Consider the following 24,693-nt stretch of genomic DNA (forward strand, 5'->3'; position numbering starts at 1 on the left):
AATTCTAAAAAATTAGTTTGCTTGAGCTACTGTATTTTTTTCCGCTTTTTTAGCTTCCCATACAGCCATGTAGTCAGGGTTTTTCTCTAACCATGTCTTTTGCTTCTGTAACCAAGCATCGTACTCCTCTTGTGAAACTACTTTCACAATTTTTCTCATACCGAAGTGACCAGAACCACAAACCTCTGTGCAAGCCAACTCATAGTTGAACTTAGGGTTGTTAGTTTTTGCTCTCATTTCTTCAGTAGTGATTGTAGGAGTAAATTTAAATCTTGTAGGCATACCAGGAACAGCATCCATCTTAACTCTAAAATGAGGTAAGAATACTGAGTGAAGTACGTCTATTGCTCTAATTTTTAATTCTACTTCCTTATTTACTGGAAAATAGATTTCACGAGCCATAAAGTCATCCGTTGCGTTAACATCATCGAAGTCAACACCCATAGAGTTAGTATTATCGATGTTTGCCACATCATATTTACCTAACTTTAAATCTTTACCAGGATAACGAATCTCCCAAGCAAACTGCTTACCCATTAATTCAATTTGTACTGCATCATCAGAAGCAGGTGCAGTAATGTCTGACCATGCTCTCCAACCAAAGAATACTAAACTTGCCATTACAACTGCAGGAACGATTGTCCAAGCAATTTCAAGTTTATCGTTATCTGGATAGAAATCTGCAGTTCTTTTTTCAGAATGCTGAAAGAAGAAAGGGAATGTGAATAATAAAATGTGTGTCAAAGCAAATGCTAAGAACACAACAAGTAATGTAGTGTTGAATAAGAAATCAGTTTCTTTTCCATGAATTGACGCTGCTTCCGGCAAAAAATATTGTGATGCATCGTTGTAAGACCAATAGATTCCTATAAATCCTACTACGAGTAACACTGGAAAAAGTGCAGCATTAATCTTGTTACTTGATGATACTTTCGTGTTATCTCCTTTAGCTATCCCTACTAAAGTGATAATTCGATAAACCAAAGCTAAAACAGCTATGATAAGTATCGCTCCTGTGGCAAATAATAAAGCCGTTGTCATACCTTCTAAATAGTGTGTAGTTCGTGATATACTTTACATAGTGACATTTTGATCACCAAAATTGTTTTATGTGAAGTTTAGTTCCATAAAATTCTCTCAAATATATTAAAGAAATTCTTTATTGATGACATATATCATACTTTTTTAATGACTTTAAATGATATTTTATATAAGTTGATTGAATTTCAGCTCCTTAAAATCAAAAAAGGTCACTTTTTGTGAAGTGACCTTTATTATCAAATACCGGTTGAAACAGCTAATAATCAACTTTGATTACTTCTACCCCTGCCTTCTTCAATAAATCGATTCCAGAAGTATCTCTGTACTCTCTTTTGAAATAAAATTTCGTAATACCTGCTTGAACGATCAATTTTGCACAACCAAAACAACAACTGTCTGTACAATATATAGAAGCACCATCAGTAGAATAAGTAGATTTTGCAGCTTTTGTTATAGCGTTTGCTTCGGCATGCAAGACCTCTTCTTTAGTTTTTAAAACGATTTGTTTTTCGCCTGTTTGTTCATTTATTGTTTCCAACTCAAGCTCACAAGTATTTTCAAAACCTTTAGGAGTGCCATTGTATCCCATAGAGATAATGTTCCCTTCTTTTACAATGATTGCCCCTACCTTCAAACGCACACACCTGCTCAATTCAGCTATTGACTCAGCACAACGCATGAAAGCAATATCAAATTCTAAACTTCTTGACATAATTAAAAAAAATTAGATGTGAAAAAAGCCCACAGCCGAGGCTGTGAGCTTTATATAGTATTTCATGACTGAAATTATCTACTTAAATATAAGTTTCTTCTAGAGTAAATATCTAAGAAGAACTCATCCTTTAATGAATCAATGAAGTAAATTGCTTCACCTGTAGATTTCATTTCAGGTCCTAATTGCTTATCAACGTTAGGGAATTTATCGAAAGAGAATACTGGAATTTTGATTGCATAACCTTCTTTCACAGGTTTGAAATCAAAGTCAGTCACTTTCTTATCACCTAACATTACTTTTGTAGCGTAATTTACATAAGGTTCTTGGTAAGCTTTACAGATAAATGGAACTGTACGTGATGCACGAGGGTTAGCCTCAATGATGTACACTTTATCATCCTTAATAGCGAACTGAATATTTAGTAAACCTTTTGTTTTTAATGCCACTGCAATACGCTTAGTGTAATCTTTGATTTGTTCAATCACTAAATCACCTAAGTTGTAAGGAGGAAGAACTGCATATGAGTCACCAGAGTGAATACCTGCAGGCTCGATATGCTGCATAATACCAACGATGTACACATTTTCTCCATCACAAATTGCATCAGCTTCCGCTTCAATAGCTCCATCCAAGTAGTGATCAAGGAGTACCTTGTTACCAGGGATGTCGCGAAGTGTTTCTACAACATGTTGCTCTAACTCTTCCTCATTAATTACAATCTTCATTTTTTGACCACCTAATACATAAGAAGGTCTCACTAGAAGAGGGAATCCTAAGTCTTCTGCTTTCTCTAATGCTTCATCAGCAGTTTCGATTACATCAAATTTAGGGTAAGGGATGTTATTTTCTTTCAACAACGTTGAGAAGCTACCTCTATCTTCAGCCAAGTCAAGTGCTTCGTAAGAAGTACCTAAAATCTTGATACCATATCTAGTTAATTTTTCAGCAATTTTCAAGGCAGTTTGACCACCTAACTGAACAATTACACCTTCTGGATTTTCATGAAGGATGATTTCGTAGATATGCTCCCAGAATACTGGCTCGAAGTATAATTTATCTGCAATATCAGGGTCAGTTGACACTGTTTCAGGGTTACAGTTGATCATGATTGTCTCATAACCAGCTTCCTTAGCAGCTAATACACCGTGTACACAGCAGTAATCAAACTCAATACCTTGACCAATACGGTTAGGTCCTGCACCTAATACAACAACTTTTTTCGTTTTTGTTTTTGGTGATTCATTCTCACCATCAAAAGTAGAGTAGAAATATGGAGTTTTTGCTTCAAATTCAGCAGCACATGTATCTACAAGTTTCCATTGACGTTTGATATCAAAATCTTTGAATCTCTTATCAAATACTTGTGATTCAAGGCAACCTAATAAGTGAGCGATTTGACGATCGCCAAAACCTTTTTGTTTTGCTTCTAATAGAAGATCTTTACTGATTTCTTCTAGTGTAGTTTCTTGGATCTTTTTCTCAACAAGAACAAGATCAAGAATTTGACGTAAGAACCACTTATCGATTTTAGTAACATTACGAACTGTACGCATTGCGATACCCAATTTCATGGCATCCCAAATTCTAAACAGACGGTCCCAAGATGGATGTTCTAATCCGTGTAAGATTTCTTCTTGGTTTGTTACTTCTTTTCCGTCCGATCCAATTCCATTACGCTTAATCTCTAAAGATTGACAAGCTTTTTGTAATGCTTCTTGGAAAGTACGACCGATACCCATAACCTCACCTACTGCCTTCATTTGAAGACCTAGTTCACGGTTAGCACCTTTAAATTTATCGAAGTTCCAACGAGGGATCTTAACAATTACATAGTCTAATGCAGGCTCAAAGAACGCTGATGTAGTACCTGTAATTGGGTTTTTCAATTCGTCTAAGTTGTAACCAATGGCTAACTTAGCAGCAATCTTAGCGATTGGGTAACCTGTAGCTTTAGATGCTAAGGCAGATGAACGAGATACACGAGGGTTAATCTCGATACCGATAATTTCATCATCATTAGGAGAAACTGAGAACTGTACGTTACAACCACCTGCGAACATACCGATACCATTCATCATCTTGATCGCAAGATCTCTCATTCTTTGATAAACTGTATCTGGTAGTGTTTGAGCTGGAGCAACTGTAATAGAGTCACCAGTGTGAACACCCATTGGGTCAAAGTTTTCGATTGAACAGATAATGATTACATTACCAAGATCATCTCTTAACAATTCCAATTCGTATTCTTTCCAACCTAAAATAGATTGTTCGATAAGCACTTCGTGTACTGGAGACATCTCCAAACCTCTTTTTAATGCTTTCTCGAAATCTTCAGGGGCATTTACAAAACCACCTCCTGAACCACCTAGAGTAAATGATGGTCTAATTACTAGTGGGAATCCAATTTCTTGAGCAATCTCTTTTCCTTCAAGATAAGATTTTGCAGTACGTCCTTTACACACACTAACGCCAAGCTCAAGCATTTTCTGACGGAACAACTCACGGTCTTCTGTAGTTTGGATGGCATCGATATCTACACCAATGATCTCTACTCCGTAGTCTTCCCAAATACCTGCTTCTTGACAATCAATCGCTAAATTTAGTGCTGTTTGACCACCCATAGTTGGTAGTACAGCATCTATTTCATGCTTTTCAAGAATTTCAATTATGGATTTCTTCTCAAGTGGACGAAGGTAGACATTATCTGCGGTCACAGGGTCTGTCATAATCGTCGCTGGATTCGAGTTAATCAATGTAACTTCGATACCTTCTTCTCTTAGGGAACGTGAAGCTTGAGTTCCTGAGTAATCAAACTCACAGGCTTGTCCAATAACAATTGGTCCACTCCCGATGATAAGTACCGATTTGATGTGATTCTTTTTAGGCATTTTGCTATTCTTTAAAAAACATGTCTTAACACTCGGGATGCAAAACTAATCTTATTTGTAGAAAAAACATCATAAAAAATGGATAAAATCATCAAAGTAAAATTATAGTAAAAATTACTACACATTAACAAAAACTTCATCTATATTTGTATTTTTTCCAAAATCTACCTTTATGCTAACAAAACGAATAATTCCTTGTTTGGACATCAAAGACGGTAAAACTGTTAAGGGTGTCAACTTTGTAGAATTAAGAGATGCAGGAGACCCTGTGGAGCTTGCACAAATATATTCTGACCAAGGGGCAGACGAATTAGTATTTTTAGATATTACAGCTACAGTCGAAAAAAGAAAAACACTAATTGAATTAGTACAAAAAGTAGCCTCTCAAGTAAACATTCCTTTTACAGTTGGTGGCGGAATATCTACTATAGAAGATGTTTCTGCATTATTAAATGCCGGTGCTGATAAAGTATCAATTAATTCATCCGCAGTAAAACGCCCTGAATTAATTAATGAATTAAGTAATGAATTTGGTGCACAATGTATCGTAGTTGCTGTAGACACTAGGTATGTAAACGGAGAGCATATTGTACACGTAAGAGGTGGTAGAACTCCGACAGAATTACGCACTATACAATGGGTACATGAGTGTCAGGAAAGAGGTGCTGGAGAGATACTTCTTACTTCTATGGATCATGACGGTACAAAAGCAGGTTTTGCAATTGAATTGACAAAAGAAATCTCGACAAGTCTAAATATTCCTGTCATTGCTTCTGGTGGTGCAGGCTTAGAAGAACACTTTATTGATCTTTTTTCTCAAAATGCCGCTGATGCAGCATTAGCTGCTAGTATATTCCATTTTAAAGAAATCAGTATTCCAGACCTTAAACAACATCTAAGAGAAAATGATGTAGAGGTGAGAATTACACATTAGTTTTTTGACAAGATGAACACATTCATTCACGAAAATTGTTAACATCGGAGTAATCTGAAATTGTTCATTTAACAAATATGTCTTATTATTGCATCCACAAAAGAACACACTTTTTTGTGGATTTAGGTTTATTAATTGTATATCAGTCACTTAGAACAAACTTCTGTTTTTAAGTTTCGTATAATTGATTGTAGTAATTGTCAAACCTTATTCAGACATAAAGAATAAAACACTAACCATGTATATTGAAGTTTTAAAATCGAAAATTCACAGAGTTAAAGTAACACAAGCCGAATTAAATTATGTAGGCAGTATTACAGTGGATGAGGATTTAATGGAAGCAGCCGATATTATAGAAGGCGAAAAAGTTCAAATTGTAAATAATAACAATGGAGAACGCTTCGAAACTTATGTTATTACAGGAGAAAGAGGCAGTGGTACAATTTGCTTAAATGGTGCTGCAGCTAGAAGAGTACAAGTAGGTGATATTTTAATTCTTATTTCTTATGCTTTGATGAAACAAAAGAAAGCTAAAGAATATACACCGAAATTAGTTTTCCCTAATGATGACAATAAATTAGAAGATTAATCTTCTTAAGATAGATATTTTAAATTTGCCAACTTGATTTATTAAATTAAGTTGGCAAATTTATTTTATATTGAAGAAATTTTTCAATACCTCTTTTAAAAATCTGAGGTTACATTATCGTAATGAATATTAAAGAAATACTTAAATATATTTTCTCATTTTTTTTAGCGGGAGCGCTACTTTGGTTTGTATTAAAAGGCCAAGACTACGAGGAAATAAAAAAAACAATTATCACTTCTCATTGGCAGTGGCTTTTTGTTTCTGCATCTATTGCATTATTTAGTCATTATATTCGCGGTTTAAGATGGGGATTAATGCTAAAACCATTAAATCTAAAGACCTCTCAATCTAATTTATTTATGGCCACAATGAGTGGATACGCCGGAAATGTGGTATTACCTCGATTTGGCGAATTTTTTAGATGTGGAATTTTACAGAAGTTATCTGGAATCTCTGCTAAAACATCCTTTGGGGCTGTACTTATTGAAAGAGCCGTTGACATGATTGTATTCATCATTTTATTCGGCATAGCATTTCTAAGTCAATTTGATAAGCTTTACAAAATGGTCACCCCCCACTTCGAAACGCAAGGGGATGCCATCGAAAAACGTTTCATTCTTTTAGGTGTATTTCTTTTTCTATTTATATTAATAGGTATTGTCTTATTTTCCATCAGAAAAAGATTAACATCCACTGTCCTTTATAGAAAAATCCAATCCATGTTCATGGGAGTTTATGATGGAATGAGAGCCATTTTAAAACTAGAAAGAAAAGATCTTTATATCTACATGTTCTATACTTCTATTATTTGGGTTTGTTACTTTTTTATGTCATACGTGGTATTCTTTGTGTTAGACGATACTTCTCATCTATCTTTAGGTGTAGGTTTCGTTATGATGATGATGAGTGGATTAGGTATGGTTATTCCAACTCCTGGAGGAACCGGTTCTGTTCACTTTTTTGCGACACAAACGTTAATGGCTTATGGAATTGCTGAATCAGAAGCTTCCTCTTATGCCTTAATCATGCATACCTCACAAACAATTTTAGTATTAGTAGTTGGCGGATTAAGTTCTCTAATTGCCAACCATAAACAAGGACATTCTCAAGAAGTAATTTTAAGCGAAAAAGATGCACTCTAAAAATAAAATTGTCACTCTAGAAGACGCTCAAAAAATCCGTCAAGAATGGAAAAGCAATGGTGAAAAAGTAGTTTTCACCAATGGATGTTTCGACATTGTACACCTTGGCCATGTAGATTACCTTGAGCAAGCCAGGTTAAAAGGATCTAAAATGATTTTAGGTTTAAATACTGATGACTCTGTAAAAAGGTTAAAAGGAGAAGAAAGACCTATTAATAATGAGTACGCAAGAGCACGTTTATTAGCCGCTTTTGAGTTTATTGATATGGTCATTTTATTTGGTGATGACACTCCTCTAAACTTAATTTCTACACTATTACCCGATGTATTAGTAAAAGGAGCTGATTACACTATTGATAATATTGTCGGTGCTAAAGAAGTGATGAATAATGGAGGGTCAGTAGAAACAATAACTCTAGTTGAAGGATTCTCAACTTCTTCAATTATTGAAAAGATAAGAAAACATGGTCTTTAAGGATCATAAAAATATAAATCAAAAAAAATGCAGTGAGCTAATAACTCACTGCATTTTTTTATCCTTCTAGTTGATTGACCAGAATGACATATTTTGATTCTGCATCTTCTGCAGACATCCCTTCAATGTTTTTCCATGCATCCCATTTGGCATTGCCTTTAAAATCAAATCCTCCTGGACGTTCAGTATTCACATCACCTTCAGTTGCTTGTTTAAAAAAAGCGTAAAGCTTTAATAAATCATCATTTGAAGGTCTTTCTGACAAATTGTTTACTCTAACTTGTGCGTCGTTAAATGCTTCAGAAGCCATAAATAAAATTAATAGTTAAGGTGTAAATAATATATTAAAGAGAATCGCGCATCCACAATTCTGTTCTTCCAAATAGTTTAATACCTACATATCCTCTCATTTTTAAAACATTAGGACCGGCATTTTGAATACTCCCGCTATATGTTTTACCAGAATCAGGATCATAAACCTCTCCATCTTCCCATACGCCATTACCTTTGTATTGAAAATCCGAAAGCATAATCATGTTTTCTAACAACACTTCTCTTTTTGATGAATCAGGGTTTAACTTATCGATTCTAGGACCTCCATCCTCTTCTTTATCTCTAAGCATCCATACAATTCTACCTTGTGCTTTACCAGTATCATCGATCGTTATTTCTACCTTAGCATCTTTCAGTCCTGTCATCCAAATGCCTTCGATATTTTTTATTTGATTATCAGACATATTTTATATGTTTAGAGTATTTTGTTAAGTATTCAGACTGAAAGTAGCAAATAAAATTCATATTATAAAAAGAATCATTCACTAAAAGATTTATATCATTATAATATTAACCCAAAAAAAAGCACTTATCAAAAAATGATAAGTGCTTGAAAGTTAATTTACCAAATCAAAAAAATATTTTGATTACTAATGTATGCAATACTCTATATTGCTTCCATTGTATATTTATAACTTCCTTTAGATGGATCTAATATTAAAGTGATTTTGTAATTACCAGCACTCACTTGAATATTTGGACCTCCTTCAGAAAGTTCTCCCTCAGCTTCTCCTGCTCCTAAGTTAAAATCATCCCAAGAATGATTGGCTCTAAATTTCATTTCACCACTTGTTAAAGTAGTTTCAATAGACCAAGAAGAAGTAGCTGGATCTAATGTCATTTTTGTTTCATCGTTCCAACCGTCAGGTGTTGCATCTCCAATAATACCCCATTCTACAGGGATCATTTCATAAGTAAGTTCATCAATATTTACTTTTAATTGATATTGATTAGGGTTACCCACAGGAATATCGCCACCCGAAGCAGATAAAGTACCTTCAGTATCACCTACTCCATAATTGGTTCCGTCCCAGCTCTTGTCTGTAGAGATCTTGAAATTACCACCTATAATTTGTCCTTCTTCTTCTGCAGCCATCCAGAATGAATTCACATAATTTCCAGGTGCTTCATCATTATGGCTTATTACATCAGCATCATTATGACTCCATCCGTTGAAGTTACCCGCCAACCATAAAGTCGGTTGATAACCTAAATAAGGAAGTACATCAAAATTAGCAAGAGAAGTTGATAATTTAGGGCTATTATCGTGTCCGTCTCCAATATAAGATTCCACTCTAATTGCAACTCTTACTGTTTCTAATTTACTTGGATCAACAACACCAGTAATAGTATTTACTGTCTTACTAATTTCTTTTTCTAGTAAAACCGTTGATGTTGCACTTGATGAAGCCACTGTAATTACTTCTTCGGTATCATAACCTTCTACAGAAGCAATAACATTATACTTATATTCTGTTGCTTTACCATAGTCAGCAGCAGACCACTCTAATGTGGAGAACTCATCTTCTTGAGTTTCCTCTGTAAATTCGTAATATTTATCTTCAGGTCCATTAATTAATTCTGGACCTATCCATGTATTTTCACCTCCAATTTGAGCTAACTCTTTGTCATTATTACAAGAGAAAATACTAAAGGCAATAACTGCTAAGATTAATAATTTTTTCATAACTATATATTTTTAAGGAATTGATGCTTTCCACACCTCCTATTAATATCCAGGGTTTTGGTTTAAATTAGGGTTAGCACCAATTTCTGATGCTGGAATTGGGTACAATTCATATTTTGAATCCACATTATTGATACCATTTGGTGTAGATGTGTTTGTCCCTTTAAATGGCCAAGCCTCAACATTTTCCGATTTTGTAAATGAATTAAATCTTCTCAAATCTTGACGTCTATGTCCTTCCCAATACAACTCTCTAGCTCTTTCTGCTAAAATATTCTTTAGGTTCATTTCTGGAGTCTGCCCTTGTCTATTAGCTCTAGCCCAAAGTTTAGCAAATACCCCTCTATCATGAGCACCATATTTTCTCACTTTGATTTCTGCCTGCATTAACATTGCATCAGCTACTCTAAATACAGGGAAGTTCACTTCAGCAAATGTTGCATCACCTGGATTGCCATTAGAGTCCACATTTCTAAACTTAGTTACTGGAACACCTTCACTAAATTCATAGAAATTAGACACTTCTCTTGTATGACCATCACCATAAAAGAACAATGCTCTATCATCTGATACATTTTCAAAGTATTTATCCAAAGAAACTAAAGAACGGTTACCTCCCCATCCTGGAGCGCCCATGTAATCTCTATCCATTCCACCACCTGTAGCTGCATTTATTAGGTAAGTCATACCACCCCATGTACGGGTCTGATTACCAAAATAATTTATCGAGAAGATCACCTCATTAAACTCTTCGTAATTATCCATTAAGAATAATGACTGATAAGCTGATTCTTTATTTTTTGAATTTTCTGATAATGAATATCTATTCAATACTTGTTCTACATAAGTTTCTGCCTTATCTAAATAATCACTAGGAACTAATGCTTGATCCAAATAAACAGGAGCGTTTAAATACATTTTTGTCAACAGCATGTAAGCCACACCAACATTAGCTTGACCAAACATACTTTCATTCGTTTTCACTAATTTTTGCTCACTGTTTTCATCAATAATTGATTCTAATTCAGTAACGATATAATTGAAAAGTTCATTTCCATTATGCTTTGCTCCCCAAGGTGATGGTAGGTCTGAACCTACTGCATTCTCTTCAGTAACTTTAGGTACGCCATTTCCATATAAATCCAATGCATGCCAATAAGAATAAGCTCTTAAAAATCTAGCTTCTGCGATTTGACTATTTAAATCAAAAGAAGATGCATTACAATCTCTAATGAATTGGTTAGCGATAGATATTTGATAAATTACTCTATAATATAAAGCCTCATTCAAAGTATTTGTTGCAGACCAAGTCATGGTAGACATATCAGGTTGTCCAGGATCACCCCAGCAATTTAATGCTTCATCGGTTGGTAATTCTTGAGCCTCCCAATATCTACGTAAATACTGAGACGCACCTTCATCAATACCACCTAAATCTCCATTACCATCAGGTCCTTGCTGTCCAGTAACCGCATAACCTGCATATAATTTCGCAAGACCTTTATTATAATCTTCTACTGATTGATATACTCTATCTTTAGTATCCACATTTGGATCTACAGGGATAGTATCTAATTGGTGTAAGCAAGACGTAAATGTAGTTGTTGCTAATACAGTTACTGCTGCTATATATTTTTTAAATGAATTAAATTTCATCTTGATTTCTATTTAACCGGTTATTAAAAGTTCACGTTAAAACCAATCATGTAAGTGGTTGGTCTTGGGTACATATTGTTATCAATACCACCTTGGATCTCAGGGTCAATACCTTTATAGTTTGAGAATACACAAGGGTTATTGACAGTACCAAATACTCTTAAAGTAGATTTCCCTTTTAAGAAGTTATTGAAGTTATAACCCACCATGATATTATCGATTCTCAAGAAATTAGCATCTTGGATATAGTAATCAGAATGCAATTGTCTTGTCTGGAATCCTGTATTATAAATATCAGTAGTTACGTTGTTTGTATTATTATTGGCAGATACATACAATTGATCGTAAGCAGAGTTGTTTGAATCTACGTTATTGTAAACCTGTGCACCAAATTGAGCACGTCCTGCTAAACTAAACTCCCAGTTTTTGTACACAATACGTGTTGTAAAACCGAAGTATAAGTTGGCCATTGGGTCACCTGCGATATATTTATCTTTCTCATCGATCACGCCATCACCATTTCTATCAACATATGCACCTTCGATTGGTTTACCTGCATCATCATAGATTTGTTCATACACTAAGAATGAATAAGGAGTATGTCCTACTCTATGAATTTGAATAGTTTCACCAGTACCGCCTGCAATTCCTCCAACTTTTACACCTTCGTAATTTGGATCATCAACTGAAGTTAGTTTTGTGATTTTTGAATCATTCCAAGTCATGTTCACACCAAAATCCCAATGGAAGTCTTGTCTTTGGATTAACTTCGCGTTTAATGCCAATTCCACACCTTTATTTTCCATTGATCCTACATTGGTTAATAACATATTTGTTAGGTTAGAACCTGCTGGAACAGGAATTACATTCAACAAATCATTTGTTACTCTATAATAAGCTTCAGCAGAACCAGTTAAACGATCATTAAAGAAACCAAAGTCTAAACCTGCGTTATAAGTAGTTGTTTCTTCCCACTTAATATTCTCATCATATCCTTCTGGACGAATTGTATTAATATATTCCCATTGCCCAGTTGCTGGGTTATAGAATCCATACTTTGAGTTATCATCACCCACTGTATAAGTAGGCATATAAGGATAGTTACCTGTACCAATACTTTGTTGACCAGTAACACCCACACCTGCTCTAAGTTTTAAATCAGAAAGGAAAGTTGCTGATTGCATCCAAGGTTCTTCATTGATTTTCCATGCCAATGCTAATGAAGGGAAAGTACCCCATCTATTATTTGAAGAAAATCTAGAAGTACCATCCTGACGTAAAGTTACAGTAGCCATATACTTATTATTGAAAGTATAATTTGCTCTACCAAAGAATGACATCAAATAATACTCTGTTGCCCAAGTTTGATTTTTAGTTTCATAACCATAAGCATTCGATTCTACTGTTGTACCTTCTTCGTAGAAGTGTTGCCATGAGTAACCACCCATCACATCAAATTTATGCTTACCAATTTGTTTATTGTATTGAGCATAAACATCAAGTAGTTCATTTCTTTTATTCTGAGTATAATCTGAAACATATCCACCTTTTTCATCACTTCCTGCAGGACCGTTATTCTCGTTCCAAGAAGTTTCCACACCTTCATAAATTCCACCTTTCGATGAAGAATAATCATAACCTGCATTTACTTTAAAAGTTAAGTCTTCAAAACCATGTACTTTATAATCTGCTTGTGCATTACCAATACTTCTATTTACGTTAGAGGTATTAGAGTTTTGGTTAATCATTGCCATTGGATTGGAAGGAGCATTTACTGATCTACCAGACAATGGATCATCTGAGTTTGTCCAAGTATGGTATCCTCCATATTGTGGGTATCTACTATCATATACTGATTGAGTAGGATCATATGACACTGCACTACCAATAGCTCCTGTGTTACCAAATTTGTTATTAACAAACATTCCTTTAACAGAGGCATTTACTGATAAATGATCATCTAAAAATTTAGGAGAAAGGTTTAAGTTCAAAGTAGTACGATCCATTGAAGAACCCTGTAATGTACCATTATCTAATGTATAACCAACTGATGCACGATAAGGTAACCAACCATTCACATTACCAGAAACCCCTAAGTTATGATCTGTTGATACAGATGTTTTATACACTTCATTTTGCCAGTCAGTATTCGCATCTCCTAATAAATGTTCGCCTGGTCTCCCCGACATGATGTCTCTATACTGATTTGCCGATAATACATCGATCTGATCATTTAAAGTATTTACAGATACTGAACCATTATAGTTTACATTAATTGTTGAAGCATCTGACGATCCTTTTTTAGTTGTAATAATGATTACACCGTTTGAGGCTCTAGAACCATAGATTGCGGTTGCTGACGCATCTTTTAAAACTGTCATTGACTCAATATCAGCAGGGTTAATGGCATTAAGAGGGTTTCTCATTCCTGATACTCCATCGTTATCTACTGGCACCCCATCAATTACAATTAACGGGTCATTAGATGCATTTAATGATGAACCACCACGAATACGAATTGTTGAACCAGAACCTGGAGCACCACCACCGGTAGTTATCTGAACACCAGCAACTTTACCTTGCAATAGCCCTTGAGGAGAATTAATTGTTCCTTTATTAAAGCCATCTGAATTAATTTGTTCAACTGAACCAGTTGCATCTTTTTTGGTTGTGCTACCATAACCAATAATTAGAACCTCTTCTAACTGCTCAGCATCAACTTCCATATTGATATTGAAGTCATTAGTAGTACCAATCTCTACTTTTTTCTTCTGATAACCAATATAACTAAACTCTAAAAATTCAGAATCAGAAGGAAGGTCTAGCATAAACTTTCCATCAAAATCTGTTGTTGTTCCTTGTGTTGTTCCAAAAATAATAACTGCAACACCAGGTAGAGGACCACCTTGTTCATCGACAACGGTTCCTTTGACTGTTTTTTGTTGTGCATATGCATTATTCCCCAATAAAAATAGGGACGCAAAAAGCAGGGCACAAACAAATAACCTGTTTGTGAATAGTAATCTTTTGATCATAATTAGGTAAATAAAATTTTAGGTGTACTCGATTAGACGTAATATGATGCTCATATTCGAAAAAATATTTTCAATTGATTTTTAATGTATTACTAATAAATACAATGATGTATATCGATAAGATATCACATACGAAAAAAAAGTACAGATTTGTTTTCTACATCTAGAGGGTTTTACTCAAGAGGTAATAATTGATTAATAATAATTCTATTGAAAGGTTTACCTCATAAGAGGATTTTTGATTTAAAAGGATATAAATTTAGGTTAATAATAACAAGATTATTTAGTTTTCACATTTCATTCTACTGATTAAAATTAGTATTTCGAAAAATACTACATGATTGCTTTTCCTGTAGTTTCTGTATGATTACAAGTGCAATATAAACACTTATGACATAGCTTCAACTTTAAAAAATGATAAAAAAATATTCAACATTAACACTCAAACAACCCGTTTCATGTGTATTATATTGTTTAAATTTGTTAGTTATGAAACTAATTTGTGAAACAAACTTAAACAACCGTTTGCAAGTACTGTGAAAGAAAGTTATAAAAACACTTTTTGTTTAACATTTTACAATATGTAAATAAAAAAAAGACTGCCTTATATTAATAAAGCAGTCTTAAATATTATCTATAATAAAATTCTAGTAAAGAATTCTAAATTTAATCGTATGATCGATTGCCTTCATATCTTCTAACAATTCAGGTTGATAAGACTGATCAATATCCGTAATTACATAACCAATATCTTCGTTAGTCTTTAAATATTGTCCTAGAATATTACAACCTCTTTTAGCAAAAACGTTGTTCATCTGTGCTAGGATACCTGATTTGTTTTCATGAATATGTAATAGACGATGTCCATTCTCTAATCTAGGTAATTGTACATTAGGGAAATTAACGCTATTAAATGAAGAACCTGTATTAACATACTCAATCATTTTACCCGGTACAAAATCAGCAATGTTCTCTTGAGCTTCAAGAGTACTACCACCAATATGAGGAGTCAAAATCAAGTTATCAATATTCTTTACAGGAGCATCAAATGTATCTTTATTGTTTTTTGGTTCAACTGGGAATACATCTATAGCTGCACCTGATAAATGTTTTGATTCTAATGCTTCTTGCAATGCTTCCAGTTCTACAACTGGCCCTCTAGCAAGATTCACAAGAATTGCCCCCTTCTTCATTTTCTGAATATATTCTTTAGTAAAGAATTTTTTGTTCTGAGGTCTACCATCAACGTGTAAAGAAACTACATCAGAAATAGCTAACAATTCGTCTAAACTAGAAAGTTTAGTTGCATTACCTAAAGCTAACTTCTCTACTACATCATAGTAGTAAACATCCATACCCATTGATTCTGCAAGAATAGAAAGTTGAGATCCGATATTACCATACCCAATAATACCTAATTTCTTACCTCTTACTTCAAAAGATCCACCAGCAGACTTACTCCACTCACCTCTGTCCATTTGACGCATTCTTAAAGGAATTTGTCTCATCAACATAATGATTTCTCCAATAGCCATCTCTACTACAGAACGTGTGTTACTGTAAGGCGCATTGAACACACACACTCCATTTTCTGTACAAGCATCTAAATCAATTTGATTTGTACCGATACAAAATGCTCCAACAATCATTAAACGATCAGCGGCTTCTACTACCTTACGCGTAAGCATAGTTTTTGAGCGAATACCAAGAATATGTACTCCTTTGATTTTTTCGCATAATTCGTCTTCGTCAAGTGCTCCTCCTAAAAGTTCCACTTGATAACCTTCTTGAACAAGTTTCTCTCTAGCATCCTGATGAATGTTTTCTAACAAGAGTACTTTGATCTTACTTTTTGGAAATGATGTTGCCATAGGGTGTTTGATAGTGAAAAGTATTTCTTCAAAACTATTGGCTTCCACATCCGCTTTAGCCAATACTTTTTCTCTTTTTATATTTTCTGTGAAAGCAAAGAATGTTTTTGCATATCCTGCTTCTCTTATTTCGTAGTCTGTGTATCCGTCACCAATTACTACAACTTCTCCATCAAGAGAAAGTTCTTTCATTAGTTTTACTTTTCCTTTGTGCTCTGAAAGAGGGTTGGAAGCATCAAAACCAGTTACTTCTTCCTTATCATTGTAAGTAAAAGTATTGGCATAAATATTCTCTTCTTTTATTCCGAACTCCGTCACTACAGGAGTGATAAAGTCTTTAAAACCACTAGAAACTATATAAACATTCTCTTTTTCTTGAGAGAAAAATGCTCTGTTTCTTTTTACTGACTCTGAAACTAAATGTTTCAATTCATCAGAAAGTTGTTTTACATCTTTTTTTGTTGCCTCTAGTAAGGCTAACCTTTGTTCCAATGCCTCTCTGAACGACAGTTCTCCGGCCATTGCTTGATCAGTAAGGTCTTTTATCTTCTTCCCTACGATCTCTTTTTTATCTGTACCTTCGTATAAAATATCACTTAATACATCAAGTGCTTCTACTTTAGTGAAAGTACTATCGAAGTCTATTACAAAAAATGTTTTGTCAGCCATGGTATAATCTGTCTTTCGTTGTTCCAATCGCAAACTCAAAAATATTATTTAATCATGACATTTTCATATTTTTAGTCCATTTATTATAAATTTAGCAACAAATTATCCGTATTAATTAGGTATTTATAGTTATTTCAATAAAAAATAAATCTAGAATTAAGGAATTAGTGTATCTTTTACCCTCTTAGGGAGCTTATCAAATACTAATTGATAGGAATGATTTATCCAGTCTTTTACGTCATTATCATTCATATCAGAATTTACATCAATCGTATTCCAATGTTTTTTACTCATATGATATCCAGCCCTTACTGCATCGTATCTTTCCCTTAATTCTAATGCTGTTTCTGGATCACATTTAAGATTAATACTTTCAAAAAGATCCACATTGGTTAAAGCAAACATTTTACCTGCAACCTTATAAACTAAGGTTTTCTCATCAAAAGGAAATTCTTCTGTCACCCCTCTTTTTTTTAAGCAAAAGTCTCGGAAATCTTCAATATTCATTGTGTTGATTTTTTTAATGGATATGACAAATTCATCATATTAAATCAATCTTCAAAAAGTAAAAGAGTTTAGTGAATATTTTTTCTTAAAATATTTTAAAATACAATAATGATCGTTTAATTTGCATCACTTTTTAATAGAAGACCTAATTGTTCTTAAAACTCATCAGAGATAACTTCTCAAACCTTAATATATGTCGATCAAATTTCTGTATTAAACACCTCCAACCCTATATTTTTTTTTGTAGCTCAATGGGATATTGTAGCTGAACACAAAAATATTTGTTCAAACAAATACTAAACTAAAACAATTCATTTTTTTATCAGTTAATGAATTGAAACAAAAACAAATTACTATGAAACTTAGTTTCCTGACACTTTTTAGCATCTTCATATTCTCTTCTACCTTATTTGCTCAAAAAGGTATTATTAGAGGAAAAGTTACAGAACTCCCAAGAAATGAGGCAGTTCCATATGCAACAGTTGTAATTCAAGGCACATCTAAAGGTGCAACGACTGACGACAACGGTAGTTATGAAATAACAGGTTTAGAACCTGGACTTTATAATTTAGTGGTAAATTATGTTGGATACGCTCCTGCTTCTCAAGAAGTTGAAGTAACCAATTCAAGACCTGCAATGATCAATTTTCAACTAAAAGCTTCTACACAAGAATTAAATGAGGTTGAAATTGTAGCCAATGGTTTTTACAAATCAGACGAAAGCCCCGTTTCAGTGCAAAGAATTGGTGTCACTGAAGTAAAGAGAGCACCTGGTGCCAACAGAGATATTTCGAGAGTACTACAATCTTTACCTGGTGTTGCCTCTACAGCTTCATTTAGAAATGACATTTTAATTAGAGGTGGTGCACCCAACGAAAATAGATTTTACCTTGATGGTATTGAAATCCCAAATATCAATCACTTTGCTACTCAAGGAGCTTCAGGTGGACCTGTGGGGATGATAAACGTTGATTTTATAGAAAATGTAGAATTTTATTCTGGTGCTTACCCATCAGGAAGAGGAAATGCTTTATCATCTGTAATGGAATTTACTCAAAAAGATGGTAGAACTGATCAGCATACAGCAAACATCATTCTAGGAACATCTGATATCGGGGTAACTTTTGAAGGACCTGTAACGGAAAAATCATCAATAATAGTTTCTGCAAGACAATCTTACTTACAAGCATTATTTAGTGTTCTAGGGCTTCCTTTCCTTCCTACTTACAATGATTTCCAAATGAAATATAAGTATGAATTTGATCAAAGGAATAAACTATCAATCATTGGACTAGGAGCTATTGACCAATTTAAATTAGCAGACTCTCCAGGTGATCCATCTGACGAAGATTATGAATCTAATGTTTACACATTAAATAACCTTCCAGAACAAAATCAGTGGAATTATACTGTAGGTGCTAAATATGAACATTTTCGTGACAATTCAACTTTCACATTTGTTGCATCAAGGAATATGCTAACTAACAATCAGTTTAAGCATCCTAACAATGATGTCAACCAATCAAAAATATATGATTATAATTCAACAGAGGCTGAAAATAAATTTAGGCTTGAAGGTATTACATTTACCAACAATGGATTTACTTTCTCTTATGGATTGAATTATGAGTATGCCACTTACACGAATCAAACGTTTCAAAAATTATATGATTATGATGATGATAAGTTAGTCACAGTTACTTTTGATAGTAATTTACCAATCAACAAATGGGGTGGCTTTGCAACTATTTCAAAAAAGTTAGTTCAAGATAAAGTAACATTATCCCTTGGAGCAAGAGTAGACGCCAACGATTACTCTGATACTATGGGCAATCTTTTGGATCAATTCTCTCCACGTTTCTCTGCATCATATCAGTTTACACCAAGATGGAGTTTAAACTTTAACACAGGTATTTATTATCAATTACCAACTTACACCACTTTAGGATATAAGGAAGATGATAAATTTGTAAACAAAGACAACGGTGTAAAATACATTAGAAACAAACAATTGGTAGGAGGTTTAGAGTACAAAATCCCAGAAAAGAACTTGAAGTTTAGTCTAGAAGGATTCCAAAAATTATATGATCAATATCCTTACTCTATAAATAATCAAATATCATTAGCCAATTTGGGAGCTGACTTTGGTGTTATTGGTTCAGAAGCGGTAACAAGTACTTCATTAGGTAGATCTAGAGGTATCGAATTCTTAGCTCAACAAAAATTCTATAAAGGTTTCTATGGTATCTTAGCTTATACGTATGTTCAATCAGAATTTACTAACGCAGATCCTAACACATATGCTCCTTCATCTTGGGACAGTAGAAACATTGTATCATTAACAGGTGGTAAGAAATTACAAAGAAACTGGGAAATTGGAGCAAGATGGCTTTACTCAGGGGGTACACCTTATACTCCTTATGATGTTGAAGCTTCTATGAATAGAGAGGTTTGGGATGCCGAAAGAAGAGGTGTTCGTGATTATGCACAAATCAACACATTAAGATTAGATGCATCACACCAATTGGATGTAAGAGTCGATAAACATTATTATTTTGATAAATGGAGTATCAACTTCTTCTTCGACATTCAGAATATATACAACAACAAAACAAAAGGACAATCTATTTTAACTACTGAATTAGATCAAAATGGTAGTCCTTTAGTTGATCCAAATGATCCAACAAAGTATGTTCCTAAAGAAATTGAAACTACAAATGGTTTACTACAACCATCAATTGGTATCATCGTAGAATTGTAATATTCTTAAAAAAATAAAGATTTACCCTTGTTTCTTTTAATTAAAGTGACAAGGGTTTGCTTTTTTATAAAATGTACCTTTATTTTGAAACCGCAAACCATTTACATCTTTTGTAGACGTAAGTGTTTATAAAGAAGAGGCAAGAGACTAGGCTCAAAGACCCTCTAGCAACCTTCATTCGTTGAAAAGGTGCTACATCCTAGCCTAAATATTTAGGAGCTATAAGCAAAAATAGGACGTCAGGAAGATTTCTTCTCTACTACTTATCCAATCTTTGTATCCTTTAATGTCTAGGCTTTGAAAAAAGTCTTTTTTTATGTCTCATTTATTAATTCGAAATTAAGAATAATTGATGCAAGAGCATTTTTATACATACAAAGAAAAATTTGACCTTGAGTTTGGTGATCACTTGGAGGGTTTTACACTTTCATATCACACATATGGTCAATTAAACAAAGACAAAAGCAATGTCATTTGGGTATGTCATGCACTCACTGGCAACGCAGATGTTTTTGATTGGTGGAACGGTTTATTTGGAGATGAAGCACTATTCAATCCGAATGATCATTATATCATTTGTGTTAATGTTTTAGGTTCTTGCTACGGATCTACAGGCCCTACATCTATCAATCCAAAAACATCTAAACCTTATTATTATACCTTCCCTAATATAAGTATTAGAGACATTGTTAATTCTCTAAATTTACTTAGAGAAGACTTGGGTATAAAAAAGATAAATACTCTCATTGGTGGATCACTTGGTGGGCAACAAGCTTTAGAATGGGCTGTATTGTACCCTACTCTAATGGAGAACCTTATTATTTGTGCAACGAATTCTAAACATTCTTCTTGGGGCATTGCTTTTAATGAAACTCAAAGAATGGCAATAGAATCTGACCCTACTTGGAAAGAAGAAACTGATACTGCTGGACAAACAGGTTTAAAAGCTGCTAGAGCGATTGCCATGTTATCTTATAGAAACTATAGTACTTATGAGGCTACTCAAAGTGAGAATGGAAATGAAACAACCGACTCATTTAAAGCATCTACCTATCAACAGTACCAAGGAGACAAGTTAACAAAACGTTTTAATGCTTATTCTTATTGGACTTTATCTAAAACAATGGACTCTCATAATTTAGGTAGAGGAAGAGAATCAGTAGAGAAAGCATTACAAAGTATTCAAGCATATACTCAAGTTATTGGTATAACAAGTGATGTTTTATTTCCTGTTTCGGAGCAACGTTTTATTACACAACATATCCCAAATGTAACCTATGAAGAAATCACTTCTTTGTACGGTCATGATGGATTTTTAGTTGAGACTTATAAGATTGCAGCTGCAATCAGTGCTTTTTTTAAACAAAAAAATAAAAAAAGAGTATTGATCTAAAGTTAGGCACACATTTTGATTTTGCTAAACTAGATATCCCTCGGGATTATTTATTCTATAAAGCAATATCAAATACCATGAAAAATATCAAAAAAAGACTCTTAGCTGCCCTTGCATTTTTGTTATTAGGAGTTTTATCTTTTTCTTGCTCTAACAAATACGGCAACGCTTCATCGTCATATTTCAAAAAAGAAAGACAGAAATATGAAGTAATGGACCAACATGCAGATTGCCCACAATTGGTAAAATCAAGAAGATAATTTCCTCTTATTAAGATATATTCTAATCCTTTTTTCGTGCATCTATGAAAAAAGGATTTTTATTATTTCAAATTATAGTAGAATAACGTATCTCAGATTTTTTTCATCTTCTCCACAACCAATCCAATATAATGCAACGTGAGATAGAAATTGCAGAGCTTAGAAGGCTAACCCAATATATAGACGATCAATTTGACTATGACTTTAAAAACTACGCAATGTCATCTTTTACTCGTAGAGTAAGAAGAGTCGTTGAATTGTATAAGTTCACTTCGGTTGATGCACTTATTAAACGGTTTAAGGAGAAACCAGAGTTTTTTCAAGAATTCGTTTCTGAAATTACAGTTAATGTAACTGAAATGTTTCGTGATCCTACTTTTTGGATTGCTCTTAGGGATGAAATTATTCCAGAAATATTAACCGAGCATAAAAAAATAAGTATTTGGCATGCTGGGTGTTCTTCTGGGGAGGAAGTGATTTCGATGTGTATTTTATTATCTGAGGCCGAAGCTTTAGATTCTGCTGTAATTGTTGCTACTGATATTGATAAATCAATTATTAATAGAGCAAAGAAAGCTGCTATTAGCGCAAAAAACATGGAATTAAATCAATCCAACTATGAGCGTTATGGTGGCAAAGGATCATTGCTTGATTATTTCATAGAAAAAGATGGCTTTTTTTATGTAAAACCAGAGCTATTAGATAAAGTTTCTTTCAGAATTCAAGATCTTGTCAAAGGGAATCCTTTTTCAAAATTTGATTTGATTTTATGCAGAAATGTAATGATTTACTTCAATCAATCATTGCAAAATGAAGTACTTAATAAACTTCATAATAGTTTATTTAAATATGGAAATCTTGCAATAGGATCAAAAGAATCATTAATTTGGTGTGACATTGCAAACAAATTTGTAGTGGTTAACAATGAGGAAAAGATTTATAAAAAGATTAAAGAGTAATTGATCCTATGTTTTTCAATGTTGACAAATCAGTTTTTGAAAAAACCTATAAAGGTATTGTCATAGGAGGCTCTGCAGGTAGCTTCAAGCCGATCACTCAATTGCTTGCTGATCTACCAAAAGATTTTCCCATTCCAATATTTCTTTGTTTACATCGTTTAAAACATGTAAGGCACGGTTTTATAGAAGCATTGTCTATTAGAAGCTCAAAACAAATAATTGAGCCTCAAGACAAAGAAAGTATTAGGCAAGGAATGGTCTATTTGGCTCCTGCTAATTATCATATGTGTATTGAATTAGGAAATTCAATCTCTTTATCAACTGAAGGGTTGGTAAACAACTCAAGGCCAGCTATTGATCTAACTTTTCAGACCGCTGCCTATACTTTTAAAGATAAAATGATCGGCATTTTATATTCTGGGGCCAATAAAGATGGCGCACTAGGTATGAAAGCCATAAAAGATAAAGGTGGTTTTACCATCATACAAGATCCTGAAGAAAGTATGATGAACACCATGCCGATGGCCGCAAAATCAGTTACAGAAATTGATTTAAGCCTCGAAGCAGAAAAAATTAAAAATTTTCTACTACGTTTATACAAGGCTCAGCAAAAATAAACGTTAGTAAATAAAATCTTGTGTAATATTTTCAGGCAATCTTCTTAGCATTTTGAAAACAACGCAGAAAAAAACAAATATTAGAAGAAAAGGGTCGAGATCAGATATCCGACTATATGGCATCATTGGCAGTGGTATTTTTGCTGCCCTTTTCACAATAATCATTTTTCTTGAAATCAAATTCCCGAACATCTTATCATTAGTGGGAATTTTAGATACAAAGCAATTTAATAGAGAGACTTACCTTTTAACTTTACGTTATTTGGATCTCACCTTTTTCTCAGCTTGTATCTATTTCATATTAGACAAATCCAAACCATTTAATATCTATCTAGGTATTGTCTTCCTTTTCATGTGTATCTATTCTATTTGGGATATTCATGAATTACCTACTTTAATTTTATCAAGTATGGAAATTACCGATGATAAAATTATAGGACAAGTGAAGGAAGTGGCCAATCCTACTTTTTATACTTTTGGATTTACATTCGCTATTTTATTCTTTTTCCTTTTTCGATTGATTTCGGACTTAATGAAAGATCCAGAAGATCAAATCATTTATGTTCCCAAATATTACAATAAAGAAAATCAAGAAAGTGAAGAAGAAAGGGCTGATGCGATTAAGGAACGATCGCAATTAATCAGAAATAATATACACGCAGCTATTGTAGATAGTACAGATACTGCAGATAAAGATCAAAAGCTCTTAAATGCTATTTGTAAAGAATTTAATGTAAGTACAGGTATTTATTATAAAGTAATTCAAAAAGGCGATGAACAATTGCTTGAGTACACAAAAGGTTTTGCTTTTTACTTACCTGACAATGATAAAATATCTTATCAATTTGGAGAGGGACTTCCAGGTCAAGTAGCCAAAACAAAATCTTCTATCATCACTAATAATATTCCTGAAAAATATATCAATGTAGTTTCAGGATTAGGAGATTCATCTCCACAGTCACTGATGATTTCTCCAATTATTAATGGAGAAAACACTCTAATAGGTGTTGTTGAACTTGCTTCTTTTAAGAGCTTTTCGACAGATGATAGAGAAATTCTAGATAAGGTAACGATCTGGTTTACTGAAGATAATTAATTAGAAAAGAAGAAATAAATATATATGTTCTTTCAAGATTTAAAGATACGTACGAAAATCACGAT

19 protein-coding genes and 1 riboswitch are annotated in these 24,693 nt (G+C 33.6%); of the genes, 9 read left to right on the plus strand and 10 right to left on the minus strand.

Annotated elements, in window-relative coordinates; genetic code table 11:
* Positions 1-12: 12 nt before the first annotated feature.
* From NH26_RS06285 to carB, 3 genes are all read right to left on the minus strand, one after another.
* Complete coding sequence (locus NH26_RS06285) at positions 13-1,041, minus strand: cytochrome c oxidase subunit II (RefSeq protein ID WP_044218879.1); 1,029 nt, start codon at positions 1,039-1,041, stop codon at positions 13-15.
* Between the two features lie 256 nt (positions 1,042-1,297).
* Complete coding sequence (locus NH26_RS06290; protein ID WP_044218876.1) at positions 1,298-1,753, minus strand: deoxycytidylate deaminase; 456 nt, start codon at positions 1,751-1,753, stop codon at positions 1,298-1,300.
* 74 nt (positions 1,754-1,827) lie between these two features.
* On the minus strand, positions 1,828-4,644 hold the full coding sequence (gene carB, locus NH26_RS06295; RefSeq protein WP_044218873.1) for a carbamoyl-phosphate synthase large subunit: 2,817 nt from the start codon (positions 4,642-4,644) through the stop codon (positions 1,828-1,830).
* Positions 4,645-4,816: 172 nt separating this feature from the next.
* Here carB and hisF point away from each other — a divergent pair, with 172 nt between their 5' ends.
* From hisF to rfaE2, 4 genes are all read left to right on the plus strand, one after another.
* Entirely contained in the window at positions 4,817-5,578 is a 762-nt protein-coding gene (gene hisF, locus NH26_RS06300) for an imidazole glycerol phosphate synthase subunit HisF (RefSeq protein WP_044218869.1), read from the plus strand.
* Positions 5,579-5,816: 238 nt separating this feature from the next.
* Positions 5,817-6,167: an aspartate 1-decarboxylase gene (gene panD, locus NH26_RS06305; protein WP_044218868.1), complete on the plus strand. Its 351-nt coding sequence runs from the start codon at positions 5,817-5,819 to the stop codon at positions 6,165-6,167.
* Between the two features lie 122 nt (positions 6,168-6,289).
* Positions 6,290-7,309, plus strand: a complete 1,020-nt coding sequence (locus NH26_RS06310; RefSeq protein ID WP_044218865.1) for a lysylphosphatidylglycerol synthase transmembrane domain-containing protein — start codon at positions 6,290-6,292, stop codon at positions 7,307-7,309.
* Entirely contained in the window at positions 7,299-7,784 is a 486-nt protein-coding gene (rfaE2, locus tag NH26_RS06315) for a D-glycero-beta-D-manno-heptose 1-phosphate adenylyltransferase (protein WP_044218863.1), read from the plus strand. The genes NH26_RS06310 and rfaE2 overlap by 11 nt, the downstream gene beginning before the upstream one ends.
* Before the next feature lie 58 nt (positions 7,785-7,842).
* Here the strand turns inward: rfaE2 and NH26_RS06320 are convergent, their stop codons facing one another.
* The 7 genes from NH26_RS06320 to NH26_RS06350 form a co-directional block, all read right to left on the minus strand.
* Complete coding sequence (locus NH26_RS06320; RefSeq protein WP_044218861.1) at positions 7,843-8,094, minus strand: acyl-CoA-binding protein; 252 nt, start codon at positions 8,092-8,094, stop codon at positions 7,843-7,845.
* A gap of 34 nt (positions 8,095-8,128) precedes the next feature.
* Positions 8,129-8,521: a DUF2147 domain-containing protein gene (locus tag NH26_RS06325; RefSeq protein WP_044218859.1), complete on the minus strand. Its 393-nt coding sequence runs from the start codon at positions 8,519-8,521 to the stop codon at positions 8,129-8,131.
* Positions 8,522-8,724: 203 nt separating this feature from the next.
* Entirely contained in the window at positions 8,725-9,804 is a 1,080-nt protein-coding gene (locus NH26_RS06330; RefSeq protein ID WP_052431803.1) for a SusE domain-containing protein, read from the minus strand.
* Positions 9,805-9,846: 42 nt separating this feature from the next.
* Positions 9,847-11,460: a RagB/SusD family nutrient uptake outer membrane protein gene (locus NH26_RS06335; protein WP_044218856.1), complete on the minus strand. Its 1,614-nt coding sequence runs from the start codon at positions 11,458-11,460 to the stop codon at positions 9,847-9,849.
* 23 nt (positions 11,461-11,483) lie between these two features.
* Positions 11,484-14,495 (minus strand): SusC/RagA family TonB-linked outer membrane protein, encoded by a 3,012-nt coding sequence (locus tag NH26_RS06340; RefSeq protein WP_044218852.1) that lies wholly within the window; start codon positions 14,493-14,495, stop codon positions 11,484-11,486.
* Between the two features lie 647 nt (positions 14,496-15,142).
* The gene (serA, locus tag NH26_RS06345) at positions 15,143-17,035 is read right to left on the minus strand and encodes a phosphoglycerate dehydrogenase (protein ID WP_044218850.1); all 1,893 of its coding nucleotides are present in this window, start codon (positions 17,033-17,035) and stop codon (positions 15,143-15,145) included.
* A gap of 156 nt (positions 17,036-17,191) precedes the next feature.
* Positions 17,192-17,542 (minus strand): MmcQ/YjbR family DNA-binding protein, encoded by a 351-nt coding sequence (locus tag NH26_RS06350; protein WP_044218847.1) that lies wholly within the window; start codon positions 17,540-17,542, stop codon positions 17,192-17,194.
* 355 nt (positions 17,543-17,897) lie between these two features.
* On the opposite strand from NH26_RS06350, the gene NH26_RS06355 reads away from it, so the two are divergent.
* The 5 genes from NH26_RS06355 (at position 17,898) to NH26_RS06380 (ending at position 24,628) form a co-directional block, all read left to right on the plus strand.
* A complete protein-coding gene (locus tag NH26_RS06355; RefSeq protein ID WP_044218844.1) occupies positions 17,898-20,303 on the plus strand; it encodes a TonB-dependent receptor in 2,406 nt (801 codons plus the stop codon).
* A gap of 123 nt (positions 20,304-20,426) precedes the next feature.
* Positions 20,427-20,531: riboswitch (SAM riboswitch) on the plus strand.
* Between the two features lie 124 nt (positions 20,532-20,655).
* Positions 20,656-21,696 (plus strand): homoserine O-acetyltransferase MetX, encoded by a 1,041-nt coding sequence (gene metX / locus NH26_RS06360; RefSeq protein ID WP_044218841.1) that lies wholly within the window; start codon positions 20,656-20,658, stop codon positions 21,694-21,696.
* Positions 21,697-22,087: 391 nt separating this feature from the next.
* On the plus strand, positions 22,088-22,915 hold the full coding sequence (locus tag NH26_RS06370) for a CheR family methyltransferase (RefSeq protein WP_044218835.1): 828 nt from the start codon (positions 22,088-22,090) through the stop codon (positions 22,913-22,915).
* Between the two features lie 8 nt (positions 22,916-22,923).
* Positions 22,924-23,532: a chemotaxis protein CheB gene (locus NH26_RS06375; protein WP_044218830.1), complete on the plus strand. Its 609-nt coding sequence runs from the start codon at positions 22,924-22,926 to the stop codon at positions 23,530-23,532.
* A 52-nt stretch (positions 23,533-23,584) separates the two neighbouring features.
* Positions 23,585-24,628 carry a GAF domain-containing protein gene (locus NH26_RS06380; RefSeq protein WP_044218828.1) on the plus strand — a complete coding sequence of 348 codons (1,044 nt, stop codon included), beginning with the start codon at positions 23,585-23,587 and terminating at the stop codon, positions 24,626-24,628.
* Positions 24,629-24,693 lie beyond the last annotated feature (65 nt).

The organism is Flammeovirga pacifica, assembly GCF_000807855.2.
GTDB classification, from domain to species: Bacteria; Bacteroidota; Bacteroidia; order Cytophagales; family Flammeovirgaceae; genus Flammeovirga; species Flammeovirga pacifica.

Bases quoted from the DNA above. Each gene is read 5' to 3' on its own strand.
- NH26_RS06325 (WP_044218859.1), bottom strand. From the start codon at position 8,521: ATGTCTGATAATCAAATAAAAAATATCGAAGGCATTTGGATGACAGGA.
- NH26_RS06290 (WP_044218876.1), bottom strand. From the start codon at position 1,753: ATGTCAAGAAGTTTAGAATTTGATATTGCTTTCATGCGTTGTGCTGAG.
- panD (WP_044218868.1), top strand. From the start codon at position 5,817: ATGTATATTGAAGTTTTAAAATCGAAAATTCACAGAGTTAAAGTAACA.
- NH26_RS06370 (WP_044218835.1), top strand. From the start codon at position 22,088: ATGCAACGTGAGATAGAAATTGCAGAGCTTAGAAGGCTAACCCAATAT.
- NH26_RS06375 (WP_044218830.1), top strand. From the start codon at position 22,924: ATGTTTTTCAATGTTGACAAATCAGTTTTTGAAAAAACCTATAAAGGT.
- NH26_RS06350 (WP_044218847.1), bottom strand. From the start codon at position 17,542: ATGAATATTGAAGATTTCCGAGACTTTTGCTTAAAAAAAAGAGGGGTG.
- carB (WP_044218873.1), bottom strand. From the start codon at position 4,644: ATGCCTAAAAAGAATCACATCAAATCGGTACTTATCATCGGGAGTGGA.
- NH26_RS06355 (WP_044218844.1), top strand. From the start codon at position 17,898: ATGAAACTTAGTTTCCTGACACTTTTTAGCATCTTCATATTCTCTTCT.
- NH26_RS06310 (WP_044218865.1), top strand. From the start codon at position 6,290: ATGAATATTAAAGAAATACTTAAATATATTTTCTCATTTTTTTTAGCG.
- NH26_RS06330 (WP_052431803.1), bottom strand. From the start codon at position 9,804: ATGAAAAAATTATTAATCTTAGCAGTTATTGCCTTTAGTATTTTCTCT.
- NH26_RS06320 (WP_044218861.1), bottom strand. From the start codon at position 8,094: ATGGCTTCTGAAGCATTTAACGACGCACAAGTTAGAGTAAACAATTTG.
- NH26_RS06335 (WP_044218856.1), bottom strand. From the start codon at position 11,460: ATGAAATTTAATTCATTTAAAAAATATATAGCAGCAGTAACTGTATTA.
- hisF (WP_044218869.1), top strand. From the start codon at position 4,817: ATGCTAACAAAACGAATAATTCCTTGTTTGGACATCAAAGACGGTAAA.
- NH26_RS06340 (WP_044218852.1), bottom strand. From the start codon at position 14,495: ATGATCAAAAGATTACTATTCACAAACAGGTTATTTGTTTGTGCCCTG.
- rfaE2 (WP_044218863.1), top strand. From the start codon at position 7,299: ATGCACTCTAAAAATAAAATTGTCACTCTAGAAGACGCTCAAAAAATC.
- metX (WP_044218841.1), top strand. From the start codon at position 20,656: ATGCAAGAGCATTTTTATACATACAAAGAAAAATTTGACCTTGAGTTT.
- serA (WP_044218850.1), bottom strand. From the start codon at position 17,035: ATGGCTGACAAAACATTTTTTGTAATAGACTTCGATAGTACTTTCACT.
- NH26_RS06285 (WP_044218879.1), bottom strand. From the start codon at position 1,041: ATGACAACGGCTTTATTATTTGCCACAGGAGCGATACTTATCATAGCT.